The sequence below is a fragment of the Legionellales bacterium genome (assembly GCA_026125385.1).
GTDB lineage: Bacteria > Pseudomonadota > Gammaproteobacteria > JAHCLG01 > JAHCLG01 > JAHCLG01.
In genome coordinates, this window is sequence record JAHCLG010000017.1 from 15,819 (window position 1) to 37,829 (window position 22,011).

Sequence of the window (22,011 nt, forward strand, 5' to 3'; positions counted from 1 at the left end):
TCAGGGTATTTCATTACCTTCAAAAATTACCTACGATGAGCGTGTTTTAATTGATAAGCTACGATCTCGTAGATATGAGTTATGTTTAGTCAGCTGCATGAAAATCCGCGAAAAATTTGCCTGGTAGGAGATTCAGAAGTAGGAAAAACTTCTTTATTGAATCGTCTTATCGATAACAGTTGCAGTATTCGTCATAATTCAGCGACAATTGGCGGCGATTTGAAACATTATCCGTTTCGCTTGAATGAAAAAACTTATGCGGTCAATTTATGGGATACCGCAGGTCAAGAACGCTTTGCCTTGCTGTTGCCGACCTATTTTAGGCAAGCCAATGCGATTATCATCGTGGTGTCTTTAAATAAACATTGTGCTAATAAAGACTATTTGCAGAAATATTTAGATGATCAATTAGCACGTCAATTTCGCACCTTGAATAATGCCCGTATTTCTCAGGAGATCGATATATTTTTATTGATTAATAAAAGTGACTTGTGTCCCAATTTAAAGCGAGAAAATTGTAATTTGGATTATCTTTATCAAGAAATCGCGGCGAATTTAACCAATCCGTTTCATGAAAATCACATTTTTTTAGTCAGTGCGGAAACCAATTCAGGACTAGACGCAGCATTTAAGCAGATTTTTACGGTGGTATGCCAAAAAGAGTTAACACCGCCACAGCAATCTAAAACTAAAATTGAGTTTTCTCAAGAATCTGCTAACGTTTCTGCCTCACCTCCAAAACATCGTTGTTGTAAGTGAGAGTATCAGAACGGATATGAGTTTATTTTTAGATCCAGAAAGTGTCGATTTTTGAGTATAGGTGCGCAGTTTATACGCCAAAAAAACAATAGGTCATGTGATTTATTATGTGCTTCCACCACTGCTTGAACCTAAGCCAACTTTTGAACGGAATTCATCAAGGGTTTGTCTGAGTGCCGCTTTATCGGTTTCGCTGGTAACTGGCGTTTGTTTAATGTGTTGAACTTTATCCTGAACTCGTTCTAAAAATTCTTCTTTTTGCACCATGCGGTGTTCTGGGAGATTTTGCGGAGAGTTTAATACTCTTGTTGCCATCATTGGGCTATATTCGAAGGAAAGACGCGCTTTAGATTCTGAGGTATGGCGTAATTCTTGATGCAAGGCTTTGGCGATCGTCATTAACGTTTTAGGATCTTCTAGAGTGATGTTAAATGCTTTTTCTTTAGTTTTGAGAGCATCGAGGAGTGCTGGTATTTTTTCATCAGGGAGGGTGGCAATTCGCGCATAAAGTTTTGCTATGGATAGGTTCATTATTTTTCTACCTCTTTGATGATGGTTTGCCATTCTTTCACTAAGCCAAGCTTTTTCATTTCTTGCGTAATAAATTTCATTTGTTCTTTATAAAAGATTTTCCAACGTTTTTGGTTTTCATTGTCGATATTTTTGATTCGCTCTTTAACCAGCGTTTCTTGTTGTTGAAGAAAGTGGTGTTGTTGATCGAGAATTTCGCGTTCCATTTTTAATAAATTGCGATATTCTTCGTGTAAAAAGGATTGGATTTTAAGACGATCTTCTTCTACCACCTTGGCATCGGCTAATTCTTCATATTGACGGCGAATATAATCTTGTTCGTGGTGTAAACGAAGAATACGCTGGCGATAGTCACCCAATCCGCGAATAATTTTTAGTACCAATTCATGCAACGGCTGACGCGCCCAGCGCTCCCAATAATCACGGCTTTCTTTTTCGGGATAGCTTAAGCGATGCAATAATACCGCGAGTTTATTATCGCTATTTTTTAGGTCGTTATAAGTATAAGACATAGCGCCCTTTAAGAATTAAACGTTGCTATTGAGTGTTTAAGTATAATACGATCACGCACTTGATGCCAGCTATACCCACGATGAAGTTTTGATCATGCAAACAATACTGTCTGAGATACAGCAATTTTTAGGCGCCAGCACACCGCACGAGTGGGTGATGCTCGCTTTAGACAATAAAACCCTTTTATTAATCGATCACGCGCATTGCGAAAAAAAAGCGGCCTCAACCGCGCTCAATTTGATGTTTCGTTATGTGCAATATCCTGATTTATTACAACAATTATCTCGCCTTGCCCGCGAAGAACTCCGCCATTTTGAAAAGGTATTAAGTTTAATGACAAAACTGGGGATACGTTTTGATCATTTACCGCCTGGGCATTACGCCGAAAAATTGCGTGCTCCAGTGGCCACGTTTGAACCCAAGCGTTTAATTGATTTATTAATCGTCAGTGCTTTTATTGAAGCGCGTTCGTGTGAGCGATTTGCGTTATTAGTGCCACATTTGCAAGGGGAAATGCAGGATTTTTACGCCTCATTACTTGCCTCAGAAGCTCGTCATTATCAATTGTATTTAAATTTTGCGCAACGTTTAAGTCAAGACGACATTAGCGAACGGCTGGATTATTTTCGTCACATTGAAAATAATATTATTCTTGCACCCGAAGAAGTGTTTCGTTTTCATTCAGGACGCCCTTTGCTAACTTAACTATCTGGTTTATTTGGAACGTCACACAGCAAAACAAGCCTTAATTGAGTTCTGGATTTTGCATAGCATTATAGGCAGAAAGATCATTTAACAAATCTTCTAATTGCGCAATGCGTTCGGGGATATGGTGGAGTACGTAATCATGTTGTTGTGGACTTAATCCTAATGCTAAATATTGAGCTTTAAGCTCAGCAATCGCTTCGCTTAACGTGGTGATGTTGATGGATTTGGCTTGATCCAGTTTAGCCATAATGGTGGTGAGTTGGAGTGATAAATATTCAAGCGCTAAGGATAATGAAATATTAAACGTGGAGGAATTGGCAGAAATTAATCGGGTACTATCGTGATGAGTCGCGATTTCTAAACCTTCATGCGAAAACTTAATGGCACAATTTTGCGGTAAATTGCTTAAATCCGATCGGGTAACGTTCATTAATTCTTGCGTGGTTTGATGCGCGCCATCGGTGGTGACGATGCGGATGGTGGATTTAAGTTGAGCATTGATTTTATCGGCAAGTTGGCGACTTTTTGTTATGCTGGCGAATTCCATAAATATTCTCCTAAAAAATGGAAATACAGTATAACGAATCTTGTATTTCAAGCCTGTAAGATAATCGCGATTTGTGCTAACAGCAATATTACACTTCTGGAGTGCTGACTTTTGCTATTTTCTCAAACGTATTTGGAGTACAAACTTCAACCGATTGATTTTCAACTGAATGGTCGGGATAAAGAACGATAGCTTGACCTCGTTGATGCCAATCTGCAAGGACAATGCGTTGAGCTTCTGTGCCCGCTAATGCAATGGAATGAATAGCCGGTCTGTGAGTGTGGCCATGAATCAGTAAAGTGACTTGATAACGTTGGAGGTAGTCGATTACCGTCTGTGGTGTCACATCCATAATTTCTAAGGTTTTTGTTGCCGTATGCGCTTTCGAACCTTCGCGATAATGTTTAGCTATTTTTAAACGATAGCGCAAGCTTGTTCGCAAAAAAAACCATTGAATAAGAGGGTTGCGTACTTTGCGACGAAAGCGTTGATACGCAATATCATTCGTGCACAGTAAATCACCATGCATGAGCAGAATTTTTTTACCATAAATCGTCACGCACGCCGGATCGGGAAGTAAGGTGAGTCCCGCTTGTTTAGCATAGCGCTTACCCATTAAAAAATCGCGATTACCATGAATAAAAAAGACCGGAATGGTTAATTTTTTTAAGGCTTTTGCAATCACTTGTTGCAAGGAGGTTTGTTCGTCATCGCCGATCCACACTTCGAATAAATCGCCCAAAATGTATAAAGCATCTGCATCTAGCAAGCGATGCGTTAAAAAATGCAAAAATAACTCCGTGATCTCAGGACGAGATTCATCCAAATGCAAATCCGAAATAAAATACGTGGCCATAACTGAAAACATTCACTGTGCTGAAAACGCTTATGCTATTTTATTATACGCATTCCTTAAATTCAAAACATTAAGCCGAAACAGTAGGCAAGTCGATGTCATTTGGTTATGATGTCGCTCATATTTTTAGCGTTCGTGGCCTAGAAGATGAGGATTGTTTTGTGTTGAAAATTTATAACAGCTTAACCCAAACCAAAGAAGAATTTATTCCCCGCGAGCCTGGGAAAGTCGGGCTTTATGTGTGTGGGATCACGGTTTATGATTATTGTCATTTAGGACATGCGCGGTTACTGGTAGCTTTCGATATGATTGCTCGCTATTTGCGTGCCGTGGGTTATGACGTCACTCATGTCTGCAATATTACCGATATCGACGATAAAATCATTCAGCGCGCCAACGATAATCAAGAACCTTATCAAACCCTCACCTCGCGTTTTATCGAAGCGTTGCATGAAGATGCAGAAGCTCTTGGGGTATTGCCGCCCGATGTTGAACCGCGTGCTACGGCTTATATCAGCGAAATTATTGCCATGATTGAACGTTTAATTCAACACGGTTTAGCCTATCAAGCGCCAAATAACGATGTGTTTTATCGCGTGCGCGCCTTTAAAGACTATGGCAAATTATCGCGTCGCGATCTGGAAAGTTTGCGTGCCGGTGCGCGAGTAGAAATTACTGAGGCCAAAGAAGATCCTTTGGATTTTGTGTTATGGAAAAGTGCTAAACCCTCTGAACCGGCCTTTGGATCGCCCTGGGGTTTGGGTAGACCGGGTTGGCACATTGAATGCTCGGCGATGTCCACGCAATGTTTAGGCAATCATTTTGATATTCATGGTGGTGGCTTTGATTTATTATTTCCTCATCATGAAAATGAAATTGCCCAATCGGTGGGAGCCACAGGAGAACCCTTTGCGGATGTGTGGATGCATCTCGGATTTGTGCAAGTCAATAATGAAAAAATGTCAAAATCACTCGGTAATTTTTTTACTATCCGTGAAGTATTAAAGCATTATCATCCTGAAGTCGTGCGTTATTTTTTATTAGCCAGTCATTATCGCAGTCAAATTAATTATTCCACTGAAAATTTAAACCATGCGCGAGCCAGTTTAAATCGTTTATATACGGCATTACGAGGATTAACCATCAATCAACCGCTTGCGGATCCTTCCTCAGAATATTATCAGCGATTTTTTGAGGCGATGAATGATGATTTTAATACGCCAGAAGCGCTCGCTGTTTTATTTAATTTAGCTCATGAAATAAATCGGGCGCGTGAACACGATCTAAAATTAGCGCATCATTTGGCAAGCATTCTTAAACAGCTAGCTGGAATTATTGGCTTATTACAAACCGATGCAGAATTATTTTTGCAAAGTGATGTGCAAGGTGAAGTATTGGATACGGCGTATATTGAAACGCAAATTCAACTGCGGCAATTGGCGCGACAAGAAAAAAATTGGGCAAAAGCCGATGAAATTCGCGATCATTTACTAGCGCAAGGTGTGATCTTAGAAGATCAATCGGGCAATACCGTTTGGCGTCGACAATAATTTAAACACATTTAAATCACGCAACGGGCGCTATTTTGCATTGCTGAACAAATCGGTTTAAACTGGACGTCTTCCTGATGCTGGTAATTGCACAGACATTGATAAAAATAGCGAGAATAGCATGTCCACAGAATCAAACACGACAGAGTCAACGACAATCTCTTCAAGTTTTGCCTTAAGCACGGCCGGCTATTTATCGACTAATTTAGCTACTGCCACCCAAAATTTGCAAGCCGTGCCCAATCAAATCGTCCCGCATCCGCAATTGGATAAGGGATTTTGGAATGTTATGGCTTCAAAAAGTATGCGGATTGGTGGTTTTGTTTTTCAAATGGTGTTTGCCGCCTTGGCGATTACTGAAGATTGGGACGCCATTGAAATTGCCTTAGAAGAATATCGTCAAGAAAACCAAACTACAAAACGCAAACGCCAAGCGATATTGAAATTATTATTTCACGGTTTGCGTTTAGTGGGTAATATTTCATTGCTTATTATTGGCGTTGCCACCTTAATTGGCATTTCGGGTTATGTGCTCATGCACGTTTTGCCCGCCATCGTGTTGGCGATGGTTGCCATCAATGCCTTGTATCATTTTAGTTGTATGTGTTATCACTTGTGGAAAGCTTGGAAAGAAAACGACGTAAAAAAACACTTAAAATTGGCGCTCGATCATTTTTTAAATGCACTGGGTTATGCGTTAATGACGGTATTATTTTTAAATTTTTTTATGCCGCTGCTCAATAAATTAAAACAATTAGTCCCCTTAGATTCGATTGCGGGAATTTTTAACGATTTATCTCTTTTAGGAGATATGATCAAACTCTATTCCACCGAAGCGAAAATTATTATTATTACGTTTCTGTCCACTATGAGTGTATTACTCCTTCGCGAATTAAATTTTTTAAAAAAAGAGCCTAAGGAGTATTTAACTAAAAAATGGGAGACTAATAAAACGCTATGGAAAAAGAGCGCTAAAAATCCGCTTTATTTATTGCTTGCAGTACCGTATACCGTTATTAAAATGCCGTGTGTGCTATTAGCCGTGGTGGTGGCATTAATGGCAAAAGGTGCGGATTCAATTGCAGGTAAATTAAAGCAGGGATTATTTGGAAACTCTTCTAGTGCTGATCCATCAAAACAAGCTGGAAATGAAAAATCAACTCAGCAAGCAGGTTCGAAACCTTTATCAACGCGTTAAATTAATCCGATAAAACTCAGCATCAAGGCGTGTGTAATTCACTGGCACTTAAATACGTATTTTCCAATAAGCTATAGACCGTCATCGGGCCAACGCCACCTGGCACGGGCGTTATCCAACTGGCGCGATTTGCCGCTGTTGCAAATTCCACGTCACCACATAATTTTCCCGCCTCATCGCGATTCATGCCAACATCAATCACCACCGCACCGGGTTTAATCCAGTCACTTTGAATAACGCCGCGCTTTCCAATGGCGACGATTAAAATATCGGCCATAGCCACGTGGGTAGCTAATTGTTCAGTAAAGCGATGGGTTACCGTTACGGTGCCACCGACTAATAATATTTCAAGTGCCATCGGTCTACCCACAACGTTCGACGCACCAACAATCACCGTGTGTTGGCCTTTAACGGGTAATTGATAATGATCCAACAACCGCATGATCCCAAATGGCGTGCACGGTCTTAATAAGGGAACGCGCAGGGCAAGCCGACCAATATTATACGGATGAAAGCCATCAATATCTTTATGAGCGGCAATTCGTTCAAAAATAATTTTTTCATTGAGATGGCGAGGTAGGGGCGTTTGCACAATAAATCCATCAATCGCGGGGTTTTGGTTCATGATGTGAATTTCTTGCATTAAATCATGTTGAGAGATCGTAGTGGGTAAGCGCTGCAATGTTGGTTCAATTCCAACTTCGAGACAGGCAATTTTTTTATTACGCACGTAAATTTCTGAAGCGGGATCATTGCCCACTAATATCACGCCTAACCCTGGTTTTCGACCGGAATACTGCGTATATTGCGCGATTTTTTCGCTCAAGCGATTGCGCAATTGCTGTGCTAATAATTTTCCATCCAGGATCTGTGCTTTCATATTCACCAATCGCTAAAAGTACAAACACGAATTTTGTCATGTTTTGATAAGATACTCAATTCACCTTGGCAATAACCAATTTTTACGAGGCGTTTGCAGAAATATCGCTAGTGACAAAAAATTTTTATAAATGGGCGCACAATTGTTGACGATCAGAGGATTCGCTTGTATTATCACGCGTCTATATTGAGTTGGACAAGTTCGGGGTATAGCGCAGTCTGGTAGCGCGCCTGCTTTGGGAGCAGGATGTCGGGGGTTCGAATCCCTCTACCCCGACCACCTAACTCACATAGGTTCGCTCCTCGCAGCAAGAATTTGCGCCCGTAGCTCATTCGGATAGAGCATCGGCCTTCTAAGCCGAGGGTGGCAGGTTCGAATCCTGCCGGGCGCGCCAATCCATTTTTCTCGTCATATAATCATGTATATGGTGGACGTAGCTCAGTTGGTAGAGCCCCGGGTTGTGATCCCGGTTGTCGTGGGTTCGAGCCCCATCGTTCACCCCATCTATTTCTTTTTATAAAAGCCCTGCTATAGCAGGGCTTTTATAAAAAGAAATGTTTATTCCATGGGTCGTTAGCTCAGTTGGGTGAGACCGGCCGAGCGTAGCGAGGTAAGCAAAGCACCGCTTTGCTTAGGTCGAACGCCCGCGAAGGGACGCGGGCCGGACGATAAGTAATAAAGAAAACCTAAGTTGCGCCAGGATGGCAAGTACGATGTTTATTCCATGGGTCGTTAGCTCAGTTGGTAGAGCAGTGGACTCTTAATCCATCGGTCGTAGGTTCGAACCCTACACGACCCAGCAGTTATTAAACCGTCCAGAGATTATAATTTATCGCCAATCAAGATCTTTAAATTGGTTGATTTGCACGTCGCCATCAGGAAAATGCGCGATAATACTCAGCTCTCCACCCATTGCGTGAACATAGCTGCGTAGGGTTGAAATATACATATCGGTGCGTCGCTCTAAACGAGAAATATTTGCTTGTTTTGTTTCAAGTACTTCAGCTAATCGCTCTTGGCTCATTGCTCGTGCTCGACGCAATTCTTGCAGGGGCATTTCAGCAAGCATCTGCTTGGTTTTTTTATCCGCTTGTCGTCTCGCTACTGGAGACATTTTATTACGTAATTTATTAAATGATTTAGCCATGTCTTAACCCTCCTGATTACATCAAATATCATTAAATACTCTTTTTTTCTTAGTGCTTAAGTCTCTTTGTGTGAAGCGCCCCTCGTCAAACCTCTTGTGAAGAATCCAATACATCGTTAGTATATTTGTCTCATTTAAAATTAGGGAGCCTTTCATGCCGGTGATCACTCTGCCCGATGGCAGTCAACAACATCATTCTTCCGCGGTGACGCCGCTTGCAGTCGCAGAGAAGATTGGCGAAGGTTTAGCGCGCGCTGCCTTGGCGGCAAAAGTAAATAATGAATTGGTCGATGTGAATTCTCTGATCACCACCGATGCTACTGTGGCGATTATCACAGCCAAACAACCCGAAGGCTTAGAAGTCTTGCGTCATTCCTGCGCGCATTTAATGGCGCATGCCGTCAAACAACTTTATCCTACCGCTCAAGTCACCATCGGTCCGGTGATTGAAGATGGTTTTTATTACGATTTTAGTTTTGAACGCTCCTTCACACCAGATGATATTCAAAAAATTGAAGCCAAAATGCAAGCCTTAGCAAAGGCCGATATTCCAGTGAGTCGTAAAGTCGTATCCCGGGAAGAAGCTATTGCCTTTTTTAAAGCGCAAGGTGAACTATATAAAGTTGATATCATTGAAGCAATCCCCGAACACGAAAATTTAAGTTTATACGAACAAGGTGATTTTGTGGATTTGTGTCGTGGTCCACACGTGCCAAGCACTGGAAAACTGAAAGCATTTAAATTAACAAAGCATGCCGGTTCCTATTGGCGTGGCGATTCCAATAATGAAATGCTGCAACGAATTTATGGCACTGCTTGGGCAAATAAAGAAGATTTAGATGCGTATTTATTGCGGATCGAAGAAGCGCAAAAACGCGATCATCGTAAAATTGGTAAAGAATTAAATTTATTTCATCTCCAAGAAGAATCACCTGGGCAAATTTTTTGGCATCCAGATGGCTTCACCATTTATCGCGCATTAGAAGAGTATATGCGGCAAAAATGCCAAGAATACGGCTATCAAGAAGTTCGCACACCGATTATGGCCGATAAAATTTTATGGGAAAAATCTGGTCATTTGGAAAAATTCGGCGAAAATATGTTTATGACCACAACGGAAAATCATGATTATGCGATTAAACCCATGAGTTGCCCTTTCCACATTCAAATTTTTAATCAAGGATTAAAAAGCTATCGCGATTTACCCTTACGATTATCGGAATTCGGGCATTGTCATCGCTGTGAACCGTCGGGTGCCTTGCATGGGATTATGAGAGTTCGCGGGTTTATTCAAGACGATGGTCATATTTTTTGTACGCCGGAACAAATTCAAGCAGAGGTCACTAAGTTTAATCAATTACTCGTTGATGTTTACCATGATTTTGGTTTTGATGACATCATCGTTTTGCTTTCTACCCGTCCTGAAAAACGGGTGGGGTCTGATGATCTTTGGGATAGGGCAGAACGCGATTTAACCAATGCTTTAACAGAAACCGGCATGACCTTTGATTTCAATCCTGGCGAAGGTGCTTTTTATGGACCTAAAATTGAATATTCTTTAAAAGACTCTTTAGGGCGGATTTGGCAGTTAGGAACTTTGCAGCTCGACTATTGTTTACCGGAACGGCTAGGGGCACAATACGTCGCTGAAGATGGTTCTCGTCAAATTCCTGTGATGTTACATCGAGCGATTTTTGGCACATTTGAGCGTTTTATGGGAATTTTAATCGAGCACTATGCCGGTAAATTTCCGACTTGGTTAGCGCCTACACAAGTGTCAGTGCTCTCGATTACCGATAATCAGCATGCTTATTGTGAAAAAATTGCAAAAATTTTAAAAAAACGTGGGTTTAGAGTCAAAACAGACTTGAGAAATGAGAAAGTAGGCTTTAAGATCCGCGAGCACACTTTGCAACGCATTCCTTATCTGCTGGTCATCGGCGATAAAGAACTTGCAAGCGAACGTGTCACGGTGCGCTCTCGTGCTGGTGAAGATTTAGGTAACATGGCTCTTGAAGAGTTTGTGACTCATTTGCACCAAGACTTAGCGCAACGTGGTCGGACAAAATTAGTTTAACTGTTAGGAGGAGTTGGCGTATTACCACTCAAAAACAATCTCGCGTAAACGATGAAATTCGCGCGAAAGAAATTCGGTTGATCGGGATCGAAGGTGAGCAAATTGGGGTAGTCAATCTAAACGAAGCGTTGCGTCTTGCAGAAGAAGCGGGCTTAGATTTAGTGGAAATTTCACCCAATGCCTTGCCGCCGGTGTGTCGGATTATGGATTTTGGTAAACACCAATTCCAACAAAACAAACAAAAAGCGCTGGCGAAGAAAAAGCAAAAGCGTGTTGACGTTAAAGAAATTAAATTTCGTCCGACCATTGAAGAAGGCGATTATCAGGTAAAGCTACGCAACCTGATTCGTTTTTTGAACGGAGGTGACAAGGTTAAAGTAACATTGCGATATCGTGGTCGCGAAATGTCGCACCAAGATTTAGGTATGGAATTAATGCTACGCTTACGTAAAGATTTACTGGAGCATGGTGTTGTTGAACAAGAACCTAAATTAGAGGGGCGTCAAGTCGTCATGGTATTAGCACCGAAAAGAGCGGCTTAATTTTTTTAAGCAGCCACCTTGTGCCGAATATTAATATTTAATAAATGCGGAGTCATCCATGCCAAAGATGAAAACCAATCGCGGCGCAGCAAAGCGTTTTAAACAAACTGCCAAAGGCGGTTATAAATATCGCTGTGCGAATCGCAATCATATTCTGACAAAGAAGAGCACGAAACGTAAACGTAATTTACGTGGCATGCATCAAGTTAATAAAAGCGATGTTAAAAGCATTCGCCGTATGTTGTTAGAAGAATAGGAGAGGTTGCGATGCCAAGAGTAAAACGTGGCGTACAAGCACACGCCCGTCATAAAAAAGTGCTAAAAAAAGCGAAAGGCTATTATGGCGCACGCTCACGCGTGTTTCGAGTGGCTAAACAATCGGTTATTAAAGCGGAACAATATGCGTTTCGCGATCGTCGCCAGCGTAAACGTCAATTCCGTGCGTTGTGGATTGTGCGAATTAATGCAGCAGTGCGTGAATTTGACATGAGCTACAGTCGTTTTATCGACGGTTTGAAAAAAGCCGACATCAATATCGATCGCAAAATTTTAGCGGATATTGCTGTCTATGATAAAGCAGCGTTTAAAGCCTTAGTAGATAAAGCTAATTCTGCGTTGTCTGCTTAAGCAACATTTTTTGCTTTATGTCTACTCATAACACTTGGATTATAGGTGAGGCGCTCAGTATAACGCTACGAAAAAGTGTATAGCTAATACAGGATTGAGTAGCTTGAGCTTGGCGATAAAGCCTAACAGTCAAGTATGAAGAGGATAAAAGGGAACAACGCTTAAGCGTGTTCCCTTTTTTTATTTTGGAAACCACTCATGAGTCATTCGATAGATACAATTTTAACAACGGCATTAACTGCGGTTGATCATGTTCAAGAATTAAATGCACTCGAACAGATCCGTGTGCAATATTTAGGAAAAAAAGGGGAGTTAACGGAATTATTAAAATCCATTGCTTCTTTACCAGTCAGTGAGCGTCCCAACGCCGGACAATTAATCAATCAAGCAAAACACACATTGCAACAGGCTTTACAAGAAAAAAAAAATAATTTAGAGACGCAACAATTAGCTCAAGCATTAGCACAACAAACTATCGATGTCAGCTTGCCGGGGCGCGGATTTAAACCTGGAAATCATCATCCTATTTCACGTACGCGCCAACGCATGGTGGCTTTTTTTGAAAAACTGGGTTTTCAAACGATAACGGGTCCTGAAATTGAAGACGATTTTCATAATTTTACAGCGTTAAATTTTCCCGAAAATCACCCCGCACGTGACATGCAAGATACTTTTTTCTTGGATGCCCACGATTTATTATTACGCACTCACACTTCTTGCGTGCAAATTCGCCAAATGGAACAACGTAAACCTCCTTTGCGAATTATTGCACCAGGACGAGTGTATCGCACCGATGATATCGATATGACGCATACGCCGATGTTTCATCAACTTGAAGGCTTATACGTCGATACTCACGTAACGTTTGCGCAATTAAAAGGTATCCTCATCGATTTTCTCGAACATTTTTTTGAACGCAAATTAACAATTCGTTTTCGTCCTTCCTTTTTTCCTTTTACTGAGCCTTCGGCTGAAGTGGATATTCAAGCCTACGATTATGATGAGCAGGGCAAACCCATTCCGGGTACAGAGCGTTGGTTAGAAGTGCTAGGGTGCGGTATGGTGCATCCAGAAGTATTAAAAGCTGTGAATATCGATAGTGAAAAATATCGTGGATTTGCGTTTGGTATGGGCATCGATCGCTTAACCCTCTTGCGTTATGGTATCGATGATTTGCGTTTAATGTTTGAAAATGATCAACGCTTTTTACAACAATTTTAGGAATCACCATGAAAATCAGTGAGCAATGGTTACGTGAATGGGTTAATCCCGCTATCACTACACAAGAAATATCGCAACAATTAACATTAGCCGGTTTAGAAGTGGATGAGGTGATCAACATTGGTCATGATTTTTCACAGGTGGTCATTGGTCAGGTAGAAACGATTTCACCCCATCCTGATGCCGATAAATTACGCGTCTGTGAGGTTAATATTGGTGAAGTAGAAAATTTGCAAATTGTCTGTGGCGCGCATAATTTTTCGGCAGGTGTCAAAGTGCCGGTGGCTTTAATTGGCGCGGTATTACCTGGTAATTTTAAAATTAAACTCTCAAAATTACGTGGAGTTCCATCACAAGGGATGATTTGTTCGCCCAAAGAATTAAATTTAGGTGAAGACATTGGTGGAATTTGGGTGTTACCAGAAGATGCGCCGATAGGTAAAAGTTTACAGGATTATTTACATTTACCCGATCACATCATTGAAGTCGATTTAACGCCTAATCGTGGTGATTGTTTAAGTATTCAGGGGATTGCCCGAGAAATTGCTGCTAAAAATGGTGTATCACTCTTAAAAAATAATTCTCCAATCGTGAAACCCACGCTCGATGAAAAATTAGAAGTGAGATTATCCGCACCAACAGCCTGTAGTCGTTATGCGGGTAGAATGATTCGCGATATTAATCCTAACGCGACAACACCGCTGTGGATGGTAGAACGTTTGCGTCGTAGCGGTCTGCGATCCATTCATCCCGTGGTTGATGTCACCAATTATGTGATGTTGGAATTAGGTCAACCCTTGCACGCATTTGATTTTGCTAAAATTCAACAGCATATCGAGGTGCGTTTAGCACAACCTCAAGAAAAAATCGTGTTATTAGACGGTAAAGAAATCACGTTATTGCCAAACGATTTAGTGATTGCCGATGCTGAAAAAGCATTGGCGTTAGCGGGAATTATGGGCGGTGTGGATTCTTCAGTAAGCGCTGAAACCACTACTTTATTTTTAGAAAGCGCATTTTTCAATCCCACCTTCATGATGGGCAAAGCACGTCAACATGGATTACACTCCGATTCCTCCCATCGTTTCGAACGCGGTGTCGATCCAAACTTAACCGTCGCTGCCCTCGAGCGCGCTACTGAATTATTACTAGCGATTGTTGGCGGGCAAGTAGGGCCTATCAGTGAAGTGATCGTAGAACATCATCTACCTAAAAACCCCGCGATTCTATTAAAGACACCTCATATTTCACGTTTATTGGGTATGGAATTTTCTGCTGAGGATATAAAAAACTATTTGCAACGACTGAATTTTTCATTAAGCCAACGAGATGCAGAAACGTGGGAAGTGTGTGCGCCGAGTTATCGTTTTGATATTACGATTGAAGAAGATGTCATTGAAGAAATTGCTCGCATTCATGGTTACGATGCCATTCCACCTTTAGCACCGCAGGCGGGCTTAACGTTTCAACCTCAACCCGAAGCGAAGCTTACTGCGGAAATATTCAGCGACTCTTTAATTCAACGGGGTTATCAAGAAATTATTACTTATAGTTTTGTCGATGAAAAAATTGAACGCGCATTAAATCCTGACATAACACCTCTGCGTTTGCGCAATCCCATCGCCAGCGATATGAATGTCATGCGCACCAGTTTATTACCAGGGTTATTAACCACAGTTGCATACAATCAAAATCGTCAACAAGAACAAGGCTGTTTTTTTGAAATCGGTTTACGCTATTTGCTAGAAGGTGAAACTATCGTCCAACAACCGATGTTAGCCGGTGCTTGCTATGGCTTCGCGCGCACAGGCGGTTGGCATACGCCAGTACGGGTTACCGATTTCTACGACATCAAAGCCGATGTCGAAGCGCTTTTGATTCTAACTCGTACACCGTTTGAATTTGCGGCGAGCACCCATTCCAGTTTTCACCCGGGGCAATGTGCGCTAATTCGTAAAAATCATGAAATCATTGGCCATGTGGGCGCATTACATCCTAAACTCATGGCGCACTTTAATTTAAAAAGTCCGCTCTTTTTGTTTGAATTAAGCTTAAACGCCTTACTTGACGCACAAGTGCCTGTCTATAAAAACATTTCTAAATTTCCCAGTATTCGCCGAGATCTTGCTATACTAGTAAATGAAGACGTGCCAGCCGCGGCAATCTGCGCTAAAATTCAACTTACCGCAGGGGCGTGGCTACAAGAGATTAAGCTATTTGATCTCTATCGTGGCGAAGGCGTGAGCAAAGGCCTGAAAAGTCTTGCAATAGGAATAGTGTTACAACATCCTACTCGGACATTGGTTGATGAGGAAATCAATCAGACCATGGAGCAAGTAATTTTAGGCTTGCAGCAAGAGTGGGGAGCGACATTGAGGACATGAGCCATGGCGTTAACCAAAGCAGATATTGCCGAACATCTTTTCAACGAAATCGGACTCAATAAACGAGAGGCCAAAGATCTCGTCGAAATTTTTTTTGAAGAAGTCAAACAATCCTTGGCGAATGGTCATCGCGTCAAATTATCGGGATTTGGAAATTTTGATTTACGCGATAAAAATGAGCGGCCAGGACGTAATCCCAAAACCGGTGAAGAAATTCCCATCACCCCAAGACGCGTCGTCACGTTTAAAGCCGGACAAAAACTCAAAGCCCGTGTAGAAAATTATGCTGGTGGACAAGTCGTGCGTGATGGATCATCCTCTTAGCGATGAAAAAAATTAGCACGGAAAGCAACAATTTAAGCAAACGTTACTACACCATTGGTGAAGTCAGTGATTTGTGTGCGGTAAAATCTCATGTCTTACGTTATTGGGAACAAGAATTTCCGCAACTCAATCCTTTAAAACGAAAAGGCAATCGCCGTTATTATCAGCAAAAAGACATTATATTAGTTCAGCGCATCAAAGAATTATTATACGAACAAGGTTTTACCATCAGTGGCGCGCGCACGCAATTAAGTTTGCCCTTGCTGTCTGAAAAATTAAACGATTTTTGTAACCCTGATACCTCACTTCCTTCTCAAGAAATTGTTGGTGAATTAAAACTCATTGCAGAGCTTTTAAAGGCGTAGTTTTTTGGGATAACTAAATTATCTGAATTTATTCAACTGCGAAATTAAAATTAACTCGTTCTATTCATTTTTCAGCATTAAGGTTTCATAATTATGAAAACATTAGCGACAATTAAAAGGGTTATAGATATAGAAACGTGATTTGATATTGCTAGCTTCATCTTTATCTAACTTATTCAAAACTGAGTTTAATAGGGTTTTTTCGGATAGCGTAAAAATCATCAGCGCTTCAAATCCAACTTGCATGGCGTTATTTTGGTTATAGTTAGAATTTGCTGCTTTTTCTGATAATAGTACTTGAAATATATACTCATTCGTATTAGTAATTCTGAAGTAGTAATGTAATAACATAGTTTGAATATTTTCAAGAATAGGTTTTAATCGCTTACTGTTATCTTGAGTTAAGATAACTATATGCATTTCCAGTAGTGCAATATACTTTTTTAAGTATTCTTTTGAGTTATCAAAAATATCTTTATTATACATGTAATTGAGCGTCTTCTTGTTCAGGCTAGGAAACATTCTATAACCGCGCAATAATATTTCTGGATTATTTGCGAATATATGATTTTTAATCTTGAAAGAGGCAGCAGGGCCTTTTTGAGAGGCAAAAAATGAACCATAAGGAAAACGTTGATTATAGCGCGTAAATAACTGCTGGGTAATTTCTACTAATGAGTTTGTTTCAAAGTTACTTATTTTACTGAATAGTGAACGTAATAGAGCATTCCTGATTATATTTTCCTGTGTATCAGAAGCTGAATAAATCGGAAGATAGTAATTATATTCTCTAGAAGTAGTTGATATGTTGTATTTAGCTGTTTGTCTAGTTAAAAAAGGGTTATCTATTCCTCTATAATAGTTTTTAGTAATTGTAGTTGGAGCGTTCTCATCATCTTCTTCTTCACTATCGAGGATTTGGTAATTATTGTCAGTAGATATATCTAACATATCGGGGATATTGGTTACAAGCTGCTTTATTTGTGGAGTTATATTATTCATTCCTTGACCAAGTCTAACATCGTAATCATTAGCAATATGAAAAATTAGCTGGCTAGCAGTTGTATAATCAATTTTATCAATATCTGAAAGTATTTTATTAGCGACCAGGTTAATGACAGCATTAAAATCGTTCGAATTTATTCCGCTTATCCATTTCGCAAGAGCCTGATCGCTTATTTTTTCGATTATAAGATCAGCTATCAATTTAGCTTGATTATTATCGTTAAATGACACTTCTACTTCTCTTGTACCATCGCTTCTGTTTACGGCTTTTCTACTTAACATTTTTTCTATAGCCCAATATCATAATCTGATTCCAAAAACTGTATTATACTGATTATTGATAGATTTACAAGGTCATTACATTAATTTTTTAATCTTAACCAGTACCAATTGCGATAAAACTTCGGTATCATGCACGCACTTCGGGGCGTAGCGCAGCCTGGTAGCGCACTTGCATGGGGCGCAAGAGGTCGTGGGTTCAAATCCCGCCGTCCCGAGGATTCTTTCTTCGCATTTTCCACTTGCTTGCGTATAATCCTAATCATCCATGATTATTGAGAGCCTGCCATGCCACAAGACGATTTAAACACTGCCCGTTATATTTTTGAAACCTGGAATCGTACCTGGAAAGACAATGATTTAGTGGGTTTTTTAGCACTTTATTCGGATGACGTGATTTTAGAAAGTCCTTTATTTCCCTATTTATTGGGCATTGAACATGGTGTTATTCACGGTAAAGCAAAATTAAAAGAAGTGATTGAAATCGCTGCTTTGCGTAAACCAAGGTATCGTAATTTTTATGTCAGTAATTATTTTACCGATGGCAAGACTATCCTGTGGGAATATCCGCGCGATACACCAGAAGGCGAACAAATGGATTTTATTGAAGTCATGGAAATTGACGAAGGATTAATTGTGCGTCATCGCATTTATTGGGGTTGGAAAGGCGTGAATACTATTTTGAACGATACCTATTATCGTTAATATTTTAAAAGGAAAATTGCTTGAAAATTGCTATTTTATCGCGAAATGAACAGTTATATTCTACGCGTCGTTTGTATGAAGCGGCAAAAGAGCGCGGGCATCAGGTGCAGGTTATCGATTATTTACGTTGTTATATGAATATTACCGCGCAAAATGCCTCTATTCATTATGGCGGCGAAACGCTTGAAATATTTGATGCCATCATCCCGCGCATTGGCGCGAATCGCACGTTTTATGGAACGGCGGTAGTGCGTCAATTTGAAACGATGGGCACCTATTCAATTAATCCCTCAATTGCCATCACGCGCTCACGCGATAAATTACGTTGCCAACAATTATTATCCATGAAAGGCGTGGAAATGCCGCTGACGGGGTTTGCCCATGCCACCAGTGATATCGACGATTTAATTGCACTCGTCGGTGGTCCGCCGTTAGTCATTAAATTAACCGAAGGCACACAAGGCGTTGGCGTCGTGCTCGCCGAAACTAAAAAAGCCGCCGAATCAGTAATGCAAACTTTAATTGGATTAAAAGCCAATATTATTGTTCAAGAATTTATTCAAGAAGCCAATGGCACCGATATTCGTTGTTTTGTGGTTGGCGATAAAGTGGTGGCGGCGATGAAACGCCAAGCTGAAATTGGCGAATTTCGTGCGAATTTACATCGTGGTGGACAAGCAAGCTTAGTCAAGCTCACTAAAGAAGAACGCGAAATCGCTATTCGTGCGGCTAAAGTGGCCGGTTTAAGTATGGCTGGCGTTGACTTATTGCGCTCCAAACGCGGACCTTTATTATTAGAAATTAATTCTTCCCCAGGTCTAGAAGGTATTGAAAAAGCCACCAAAAAAGATGTCGCCAGTTTAATTATTCAATATTTGGAAAAACACGCAAAACCAATTGGGAAAAAAAGTCGCTATCAAGGATGAGGCAGCCATGTATGAATTATTTCATGATAAATTATTAATTGGTCGACATGAATGGTGCGGATTGCCGGATTTAAATATTCCAGCCATTAAAGGAAAAATTGATACTGGCGCACGAACCTCGGCTATTCATGCCGAAAATATTGTGGTTAAAAAACATCAACACCAGCATATGGTTGAGTTCGATGTGTTTCCGCTGCAGGCGAATGAAAAAATCAGCGTGCATTGTCGAGCACCCTTAATTGATGAACGTTATGTCATGAGTTCCAATGGTCATCGCGAATTACGTTGTATTATAAAAACCACGTTGCACTTAGGAAGCTTTCAATGGGAAATGGAATTAGCGCTGTCGAATCGCGATCCCTTAAAATATCGCTTATTATTGGGGCGCGAATCGTTAAATCGACGGGTGATTATTGATCCTAGCTTAACCTGTCATTTAAAACACATTAAAAAATCGCAACTAGAGTTATTTTACTCAAGCAAATAAATAGGGTAGGACGATGGAAGAAACTGCAACAAATATGCTCAATGAGAGTTATCGTTATAATTCACAACTTTGTGAAACGATCGTAATTAATGAATCGACGCAGTTTGATCAACTCTTTTTAGCGAATAACGAATTTTTATGGCTTAATTTGAGCACCTCTGAAGAAACGTTAATTCAACAACTAGGAACACAGCTGTCTATTCATGAATTAGTGATTGAAGATATTTTGCATCCCTCACAACGCCCCAAAATTGAAGATTTTGAAAATTATACCTTCGTGACCTTAAAAATGCCGCATCGCGAAGCTGCGCCAAGCCGGCGAATTAGTTATGAACAAATTAGTATTATTATTTTAAAAAATGGTTTAATCACGTTTCGTGAATGCCAAGATAATACCTTTGATTTAATCCGTCAGAAGCTTAATAAAAAAAATAGTCGCTTGCGTCAAAGCGGCAGTGATACTTTATTATATTTATTGCTAGACACCTTAGTCGATCGCTTTATGGATATTACCGATGATTTAAGCGATGAAATTGATTACTTAGAATCGGTTCTTGTCGAAGAACCGACGGCACTTTCTTTAAGTGAGCTCTATACCATAAAACGCAATATGATGGGGCTGCGAAAATCTTTAATGCCTTTGCGCGACATCACGTCTTATTTAATGCATGATAATGTCGAATGGATTAATACCAAAACGCTATTATTTTTACGCGACTGTCATGATCACGTCGTGAGAACCTTAGACAACTTAGATTTACTGCGCGATATTGTCGCCAATATGTTGGATATTTATTTATCGAGCATGAATAATAAAATGAATGAAGTGATGAAAGTATTAGCAGTTTTTGCCACAATTTTTATTCCCTTAACTTTTATTACCAGTTTATACGGCATGAATTTTTCTTACATGCCAGAATTAAAATGGCACTATGGCTATTTTGGCGTGTTAGGTTTAATGGTTTTAATTGTCTGTTGTTTAATTATTTTCTTTAAACGCAAACGTTGGTTTTAGCGTCTGTTTAAAATTTTTGTGCCTGAAATCAGATTATGAGGATTGCGGAGTCTGTGCTTAAATAAAATTATATTGATTGACCATGGCTTGCAAATCAAACTTATTCAAATAAAGGGAAAAACTCATCCACGAGCTTAATGCCGAGAGATCGCTAAATTGCGGCGGTAAATACGTGGGATTAGCAATTAAACCTTGTTCGGCCAATTTAGCCAGCAGTTTCACTTCGTTAATTAATACTTTACCGCAAAATAGCATAGGAATGTAATTGACAAAACCATTTTGCACCGCCAGGCGTATATAATTATAAATTAAAACAAACCCTTTGGTGTAAGATAAATCTTTAGTAAATGGTCCCAGTTCCGGTGCGCTGCCGCGAAAAACCCGCACCGTATAATTATAGGCTTCATCTTCACTATAATCTTGCTCTAAAAAAAATTGATAGGTTTCTAAAAAGTTAGCGCCTTGATTTACCCTATCAATAGCGCGAACGCGATTGGTTAATTTGAGCATGCGATCAGGGTAGGATGAGAATGTAAAAATTTCAGTGATCACAGCCAAACCTTCTTGAGTCACGGTGGAAGCGGGCGACCCTTTGGCGAGAAAAGTGCAATAAGGTTGTTTTGATCCATTTAAGGTGGTGCCAACATGCACCCAACCTTCATGCACTTCTAAATATTTTAAATCACGTTCGCTAAAATAACTATCGCGATTGAGTTTAATGCAATCTGCTCCTGCTGCCGCGTCGGCGACAATGTTATCGCTGATTTTGACAATGACTTGCTGATCATCATAAAAATAGTGCTTAAGCTTGGGTTCTAATAATTCGATAGCTTGTTGAGCGCTATAAATTTTTTGATCGCTGACGTTGAGTAAATCGGCGCTTAAGCTTTTTAAAATATCACTTAAAAATCCGCCCAATTGCGAGAGATTAGGACCGCCTAAATAAAATGCATCATTGGGGCTACCATAAAGTTCTTTGGAAATGGCAGAAAATTCTGGTGTACCACGAGCTTTTAGCATATCCACGGCTTTGATATAATCGTTACAGCGCTGTTGAATGAGCTGGGTAATAATCGAATATTGACCTAATTGATTTTGCGCATCGCGAATAATTAAATTAAATTCTTCTTTTTTTTCGCTGGGACTAAAATTTAATTTGCGTTGAGCATAAAATTCGGGAGTGATTTGGGGAAGTTCTTTGGCTTGGTGCTTAAAAAAATCCTGTTTAATCTCATCGTTCCATTTAATTGAATCGAGAATTCGCAATGGAATTTGCGCGTTGACTAGGCGATCGGATAGCTTGCGGATCACTTCTTGTTCGGGCGTCACTCGTTTATCTCCCTCCGTGAATGCTGCCATTTGATT

Annotated in this window: 24 protein-coding genes and 5 tRNA genes; 21 read left to right on the plus strand and 8 right to left on the minus strand. The window is 40.3% G+C overall.

The genetic code is table 11. The annotated features are described in order from the left end of the window. Window positions 1-81 precede the first annotated feature (81 nt). A complete protein-coding gene (locus tag KIT27_07670) occupies window positions 82-759 on the plus strand; it encodes a GTP-binding protein (protein ID MCW5589529.1) in 678 nt (225 codons plus the stop codon). 105 nt (window positions 760-864) lie between these two features. Here KIT27_07670 and KIT27_07675 read toward each other — a convergent pair whose 3' ends face one another. After that, a complete protein-coding gene (locus KIT27_07675; protein MCW5589530.1) occupies window positions 865-1,290 on the minus strand; it encodes a hypothetical protein in 426 nt (141 codons plus the stop codon). After that, a complete protein-coding gene (locus KIT27_07680; GenBank protein MCW5589531.1) occupies window positions 1,290-1,802 on the minus strand; it encodes a hypothetical protein in 513 nt (170 codons plus the stop codon). The genes KIT27_07675 and KIT27_07680 overlap by 1 nt, the downstream gene beginning before the upstream one ends. 94 nt (window positions 1,803-1,896) lie before the next feature. Here KIT27_07680 and KIT27_07685 point away from each other — a divergent pair, with 94 nt between their 5' ends. Then, window positions 1,897-2,508: a tRNA-(ms[2]io[6]A)-hydroxylase gene (locus KIT27_07685; GenBank protein MCW5589532.1), complete on the plus strand. Its 612-nt coding sequence runs from the start codon at window positions 1,897-1,899 to the stop codon at window positions 2,506-2,508. Between the two features lie 40 nt (window positions 2,509-2,548). On the opposite strand, the gene KIT27_07690 is transcribed toward KIT27_07685, so the two are convergent. Both KIT27_07690 and KIT27_07695 read right to left on the minus strand, forming a co-directional pair. After that, window positions 2,549-3,058 carry a hypothetical protein gene (locus KIT27_07690; GenBank protein MCW5589533.1) on the minus strand — a complete coding sequence of 170 codons (510 nt, stop codon included), beginning with the start codon at window positions 3,056-3,058 and terminating at the stop codon, window positions 2,549-2,551. 88 nt (window positions 3,059-3,146) lie between these two features. Beyond that, on the minus strand, window positions 3,147-3,914 hold the full coding sequence (locus KIT27_07695) for a UDP-2,3-diacylglucosamine diphosphatase (GenBank protein ID MCW5589534.1): 768 nt from the start codon (window positions 3,912-3,914) through the stop codon (window positions 3,147-3,149). Window positions 3,915-4,075: 161 nt separating this feature from the next. Between KIT27_07695 and cysS the strand changes: the two genes are divergently transcribed. Together cysS and KIT27_07705 are read left to right on the plus strand one after the other, a co-directional pair. Beyond that, the gene (gene cysS, locus KIT27_07700; protein MCW5589535.1) at window positions 4,076-5,464 is read left to right on the plus strand and encodes a cysteine--tRNA ligase; all 1,389 of its coding nucleotides are present in this window, start codon (window positions 4,076-4,078) and stop codon (window positions 5,462-5,464) included. 121 nt (window positions 5,465-5,585) lie between these two features. Next, window positions 5,586-6,662 carry a hypothetical protein gene (locus tag KIT27_07705; GenBank protein MCW5589536.1) on the plus strand — a complete coding sequence of 359 codons (1,077 nt, stop codon included), beginning with the start codon at window positions 5,586-5,588 and terminating at the stop codon, window positions 6,660-6,662. A 22-nt stretch (window positions 6,663-6,684) separates the two neighbouring features. On the opposite strand, the gene folD is transcribed toward KIT27_07705, so the two are convergent. Continuing rightward, entirely contained in the window at window positions 6,685-7,542 is an 858-nt protein-coding gene (gene folD / locus KIT27_07710) for a bifunctional methylenetetrahydrofolate dehydrogenase/methenyltetrahydrofolate cyclohydrolase FolD (GenBank protein ID MCW5589537.1), read from the minus strand. Window positions 7,543-7,744: 202 nt separating this feature from the next. Here folD and KIT27_07715 point away from each other — a divergent pair. From KIT27_07715 to KIT27_07730, 4 genes are all read left to right on the plus strand, one after another. Beyond that, window positions 7,745-7,821, plus strand: a tRNA-Pro gene (locus tag KIT27_07715). A gap of 38 nt (window positions 7,822-7,859) precedes the next feature. Beyond that, window positions 7,860-7,936, plus strand: a tRNA-Arg gene (locus KIT27_07720). 33 nt (window positions 7,937-7,969) lie between these two features. Then, window positions 7,970-8,045 (plus strand) — tRNA-His (locus KIT27_07725). A 223-nt stretch (window positions 8,046-8,268) separates the two neighbouring features. After that, a tRNA-Lys gene (locus KIT27_07730) sits at window positions 8,269-8,341 on the plus strand. A 30-nt stretch (window positions 8,342-8,371) separates the two neighbouring features. On the opposite strand, the gene KIT27_07735 is transcribed toward KIT27_07730, so the two are convergent. Beyond that, window positions 8,372-8,689, minus strand: coding sequence for an XRE family transcriptional regulator (locus KIT27_07735; GenBank protein MCW5589538.1), 318 nt, complete (start codon window positions 8,687-8,689; stop codon window positions 8,372-8,374). Window positions 8,690-8,843: 154 nt separating this feature from the next. Between KIT27_07735 and thrS the strand changes: the two genes are divergently transcribed. The 8 genes from thrS (at window position 8,844) to KIT27_07775 (ending at window position 16,229) form a co-directional block, all read left to right on the plus strand. Further along, entirely contained in the window at window positions 8,844-10,766 is a 1,923-nt protein-coding gene (gene thrS, locus KIT27_07740; protein ID MCW5589539.1) for a threonine--tRNA ligase, read from the plus strand. A gap of 20 nt (window positions 10,767-10,786) precedes the next feature. Then, a complete protein-coding gene (infC, locus tag KIT27_07745) occupies window positions 10,787-11,308 on the plus strand; it encodes a translation initiation factor IF-3 (protein ID MCW5589540.1) in 522 nt (173 codons plus the stop codon). Window positions 11,309-11,366: 58 nt separating this feature from the next. Then, the gene (rpmI, locus tag KIT27_07750; GenBank protein MCW5589541.1) at window positions 11,367-11,564 is read left to right on the plus strand and encodes a 50S ribosomal protein L35; all 198 of its coding nucleotides are present in this window, start codon (window positions 11,367-11,369) and stop codon (window positions 11,562-11,564) included. Between the two features lie 11 nt (window positions 11,565-11,575). Next, the gene (rplT, locus tag KIT27_07755) at window positions 11,576-11,935 is read left to right on the plus strand and encodes a 50S ribosomal protein L20 (GenBank protein ID MCW5589542.1); all 360 of its coding nucleotides are present in this window, start codon (window positions 11,576-11,578) and stop codon (window positions 11,933-11,935) included. Between the two features lie 198 nt (window positions 11,936-12,133). Beyond that, a complete protein-coding gene (gene pheS, locus KIT27_07760) occupies window positions 12,134-13,156 on the plus strand; it encodes a phenylalanine--tRNA ligase subunit alpha (protein MCW5589543.1) in 1,023 nt (340 codons plus the stop codon). Between the two features lie 8 nt (window positions 13,157-13,164). After that, entirely contained in the window at window positions 13,165-15,540 is a 2,376-nt protein-coding gene (gene pheT / locus KIT27_07765) for a phenylalanine--tRNA ligase subunit beta (protein ID MCW5589544.1), read from the plus strand. A gap of 3 nt (window positions 15,541-15,543) precedes the next feature. Continuing rightward, window positions 15,544-15,864 carry an integration host factor subunit alpha gene (locus KIT27_07770; protein MCW5589545.1) on the plus strand — a complete coding sequence of 107 codons (321 nt, stop codon included), beginning with the start codon at window positions 15,544-15,546 and terminating at the stop codon, window positions 15,862-15,864. 2 nt (window positions 15,865-15,866) lie between these two features. Next, the gene (locus tag KIT27_07775; protein MCW5589546.1) at window positions 15,867-16,229 is read left to right on the plus strand and encodes a MerR family transcriptional regulator; all 363 of its coding nucleotides are present in this window, start codon (window positions 15,867-15,869) and stop codon (window positions 16,227-16,229) included. 102 nt (window positions 16,230-16,331) lie between these two features. On the opposite strand, the gene KIT27_07780 is transcribed toward KIT27_07775, so the two are convergent. Then, window positions 16,332-17,516 (minus strand): hypothetical protein, encoded by a 1,185-nt coding sequence (locus tag KIT27_07780; GenBank protein MCW5589547.1) that lies wholly within the window; start codon window positions 17,514-17,516, stop codon window positions 16,332-16,334. A 141-nt stretch (window positions 17,517-17,657) separates the two neighbouring features. Between KIT27_07780 and KIT27_07785 the strand changes: the two genes are divergently transcribed. The 5 genes from KIT27_07785 to corA all read left to right on the plus strand — a co-directional run bounded on the left by KIT27_07785 (window position 17,658) and on the right by corA (window position 20,646). Continuing rightward, window positions 17,658-17,731 (plus strand) — tRNA-Pro (locus KIT27_07785). Between the two features lie 70 nt (window positions 17,732-17,801). Then, a complete protein-coding gene (locus tag KIT27_07790; protein MCW5589548.1) occupies window positions 17,802-18,218 on the plus strand; it encodes a nuclear transport factor 2 family protein in 417 nt (138 codons plus the stop codon). Window positions 18,219-18,238: 20 nt separating this feature from the next. Next, window positions 18,239-19,144 carry a 30S ribosomal protein S6--L-glutamate ligase gene (gene rimK, locus KIT27_07795; protein MCW5589549.1) on the plus strand — a complete coding sequence of 302 codons (906 nt, stop codon included), beginning with the start codon at window positions 18,239-18,241 and terminating at the stop codon, window positions 19,142-19,144. 7 nt (window positions 19,145-19,151) lie between these two features. Continuing rightward, complete coding sequence (locus KIT27_07800) at window positions 19,152-19,631, plus strand: RimK/LysX family protein (protein ID MCW5589550.1); 480 nt, start codon at window positions 19,152-19,154, stop codon at window positions 19,629-19,631. 13 nt (window positions 19,632-19,644) lie between these two features. Beyond that, the gene (gene corA / locus KIT27_07805; protein ID MCW5589551.1) at window positions 19,645-20,646 is read left to right on the plus strand and encodes a magnesium/cobalt transporter CorA; all 1,002 of its coding nucleotides are present in this window, start codon (window positions 19,645-19,647) and stop codon (window positions 20,644-20,646) included. A 57-nt stretch (window positions 20,647-20,703) separates the two neighbouring features. Here the strand turns inward: corA and KIT27_07810 are convergent, their stop codons facing one another. Further along, window positions 20,704-22,005 carry a flavohemoglobin expression-modulating QEGLA motif protein gene (locus KIT27_07810; protein MCW5589552.1) on the minus strand — a complete coding sequence of 434 codons (1,302 nt, stop codon included), beginning with the start codon at window positions 22,003-22,005 and terminating at the stop codon, window positions 20,704-20,706. Window positions 22,006-22,011: the final 6 nt, after the last annotated feature.

Coding starts and splice junctions, on each gene's coding strand:
- KIT27_07670 (MCW5589529.1), top strand. CDS start 82: ATGTTTAGTCAGCTGCATGAAAATCCGCGAAAAATTTGCCTGGTAGGA.
- KIT27_07675 (MCW5589530.1), bottom strand. CDS start 1,290: ATGAACCTATCCATAGCAAAACTTTATGCGCGAATTGCCACCCTCCCT.
- KIT27_07680 (MCW5589531.1), bottom strand. CDS start 1,802: ATGTCTTATACTTATAACGACCTAAAAAATAGCGATAATAAACTCGCG.
- KIT27_07685 (MCW5589532.1), top strand. CDS start 1,897: ATGCAAACAATACTGTCTGAGATACAGCAATTTTTAGGCGCCAGCACA.
- KIT27_07690 (MCW5589533.1), bottom strand. CDS start 3,058: ATGGAATTCGCCAGCATAACAAAAAGTCGCCAACTTGCCGATAAAATC.
- KIT27_07695 (MCW5589534.1), bottom strand. CDS start 3,914: ATGGCCACGTATTTTATTTCGGATTTGCATTTGGATGAATCTCGTCCT.
- KIT27_07705 (MCW5589536.1), top strand. CDS start 5,586: ATGTCCACAGAATCAAACACGACAGAGTCAACGACAATCTCTTCAAGT.
- folD (MCW5589537.1), bottom strand. CDS start 7,542: ATGAAAGCACAGATCCTGGATGGAAAATTATTAGCACAGCAATTGCGC.
- KIT27_07735 (MCW5589538.1), bottom strand. CDS start 8,689: ATGGCTAAATCATTTAATAAATTACGTAATAAAATGTCTCCAGTAGCG.
- thrS (MCW5589539.1), top strand. CDS start 8,844: ATGCCGGTGATCACTCTGCCCGATGGCAGTCAACAACATCATTCTTCC.
- rpmI (MCW5589541.1), top strand. CDS start 11,367: ATGCCAAAGATGAAAACCAATCGCGGCGCAGCAAAGCGTTTTAAACAA.
- rplT (MCW5589542.1), top strand. CDS start 11,576: ATGCCAAGAGTAAAACGTGGCGTACAAGCACACGCCCGTCATAAAAAA.
- pheS (MCW5589543.1), top strand. CDS start 12,134: ATGAGTCATTCGATAGATACAATTTTAACAACGGCATTAACTGCGGTT.
- pheT (MCW5589544.1), top strand. CDS start 13,165: ATGAAAATCAGTGAGCAATGGTTACGTGAATGGGTTAATCCCGCTATC.
- KIT27_07770 (MCW5589545.1), top strand. CDS start 15,544: ATGGCGTTAACCAAAGCAGATATTGCCGAACATCTTTTCAACGAAATC.
- KIT27_07775 (MCW5589546.1), top strand. CDS start 15,867: ATGAAAAAAATTAGCACGGAAAGCAACAATTTAAGCAAACGTTACTAC.
- KIT27_07780 (MCW5589547.1), bottom strand. CDS start 17,516: ATGTTAAGTAGAAAAGCCGTAAACAGAAGCGATGGTACAAGAGAAGTA.
- KIT27_07790 (MCW5589548.1), top strand. CDS start 17,802: ATGCCACAAGACGATTTAAACACTGCCCGTTATATTTTTGAAACCTGG.
- KIT27_07800 (MCW5589550.1), top strand. CDS start 19,152: ATGTATGAATTATTTCATGATAAATTATTAATTGGTCGACATGAATGG.
- corA (MCW5589551.1), top strand. CDS start 19,645: ATGGAAGAAACTGCAACAAATATGCTCAATGAGAGTTATCGTTATAAT.
- KIT27_07810 (MCW5589552.1), bottom strand. CDS start 22,005: ATGGCAGCATTCACGGAGGGAGATAAACGAGTGACGCCCGAACAAGAA.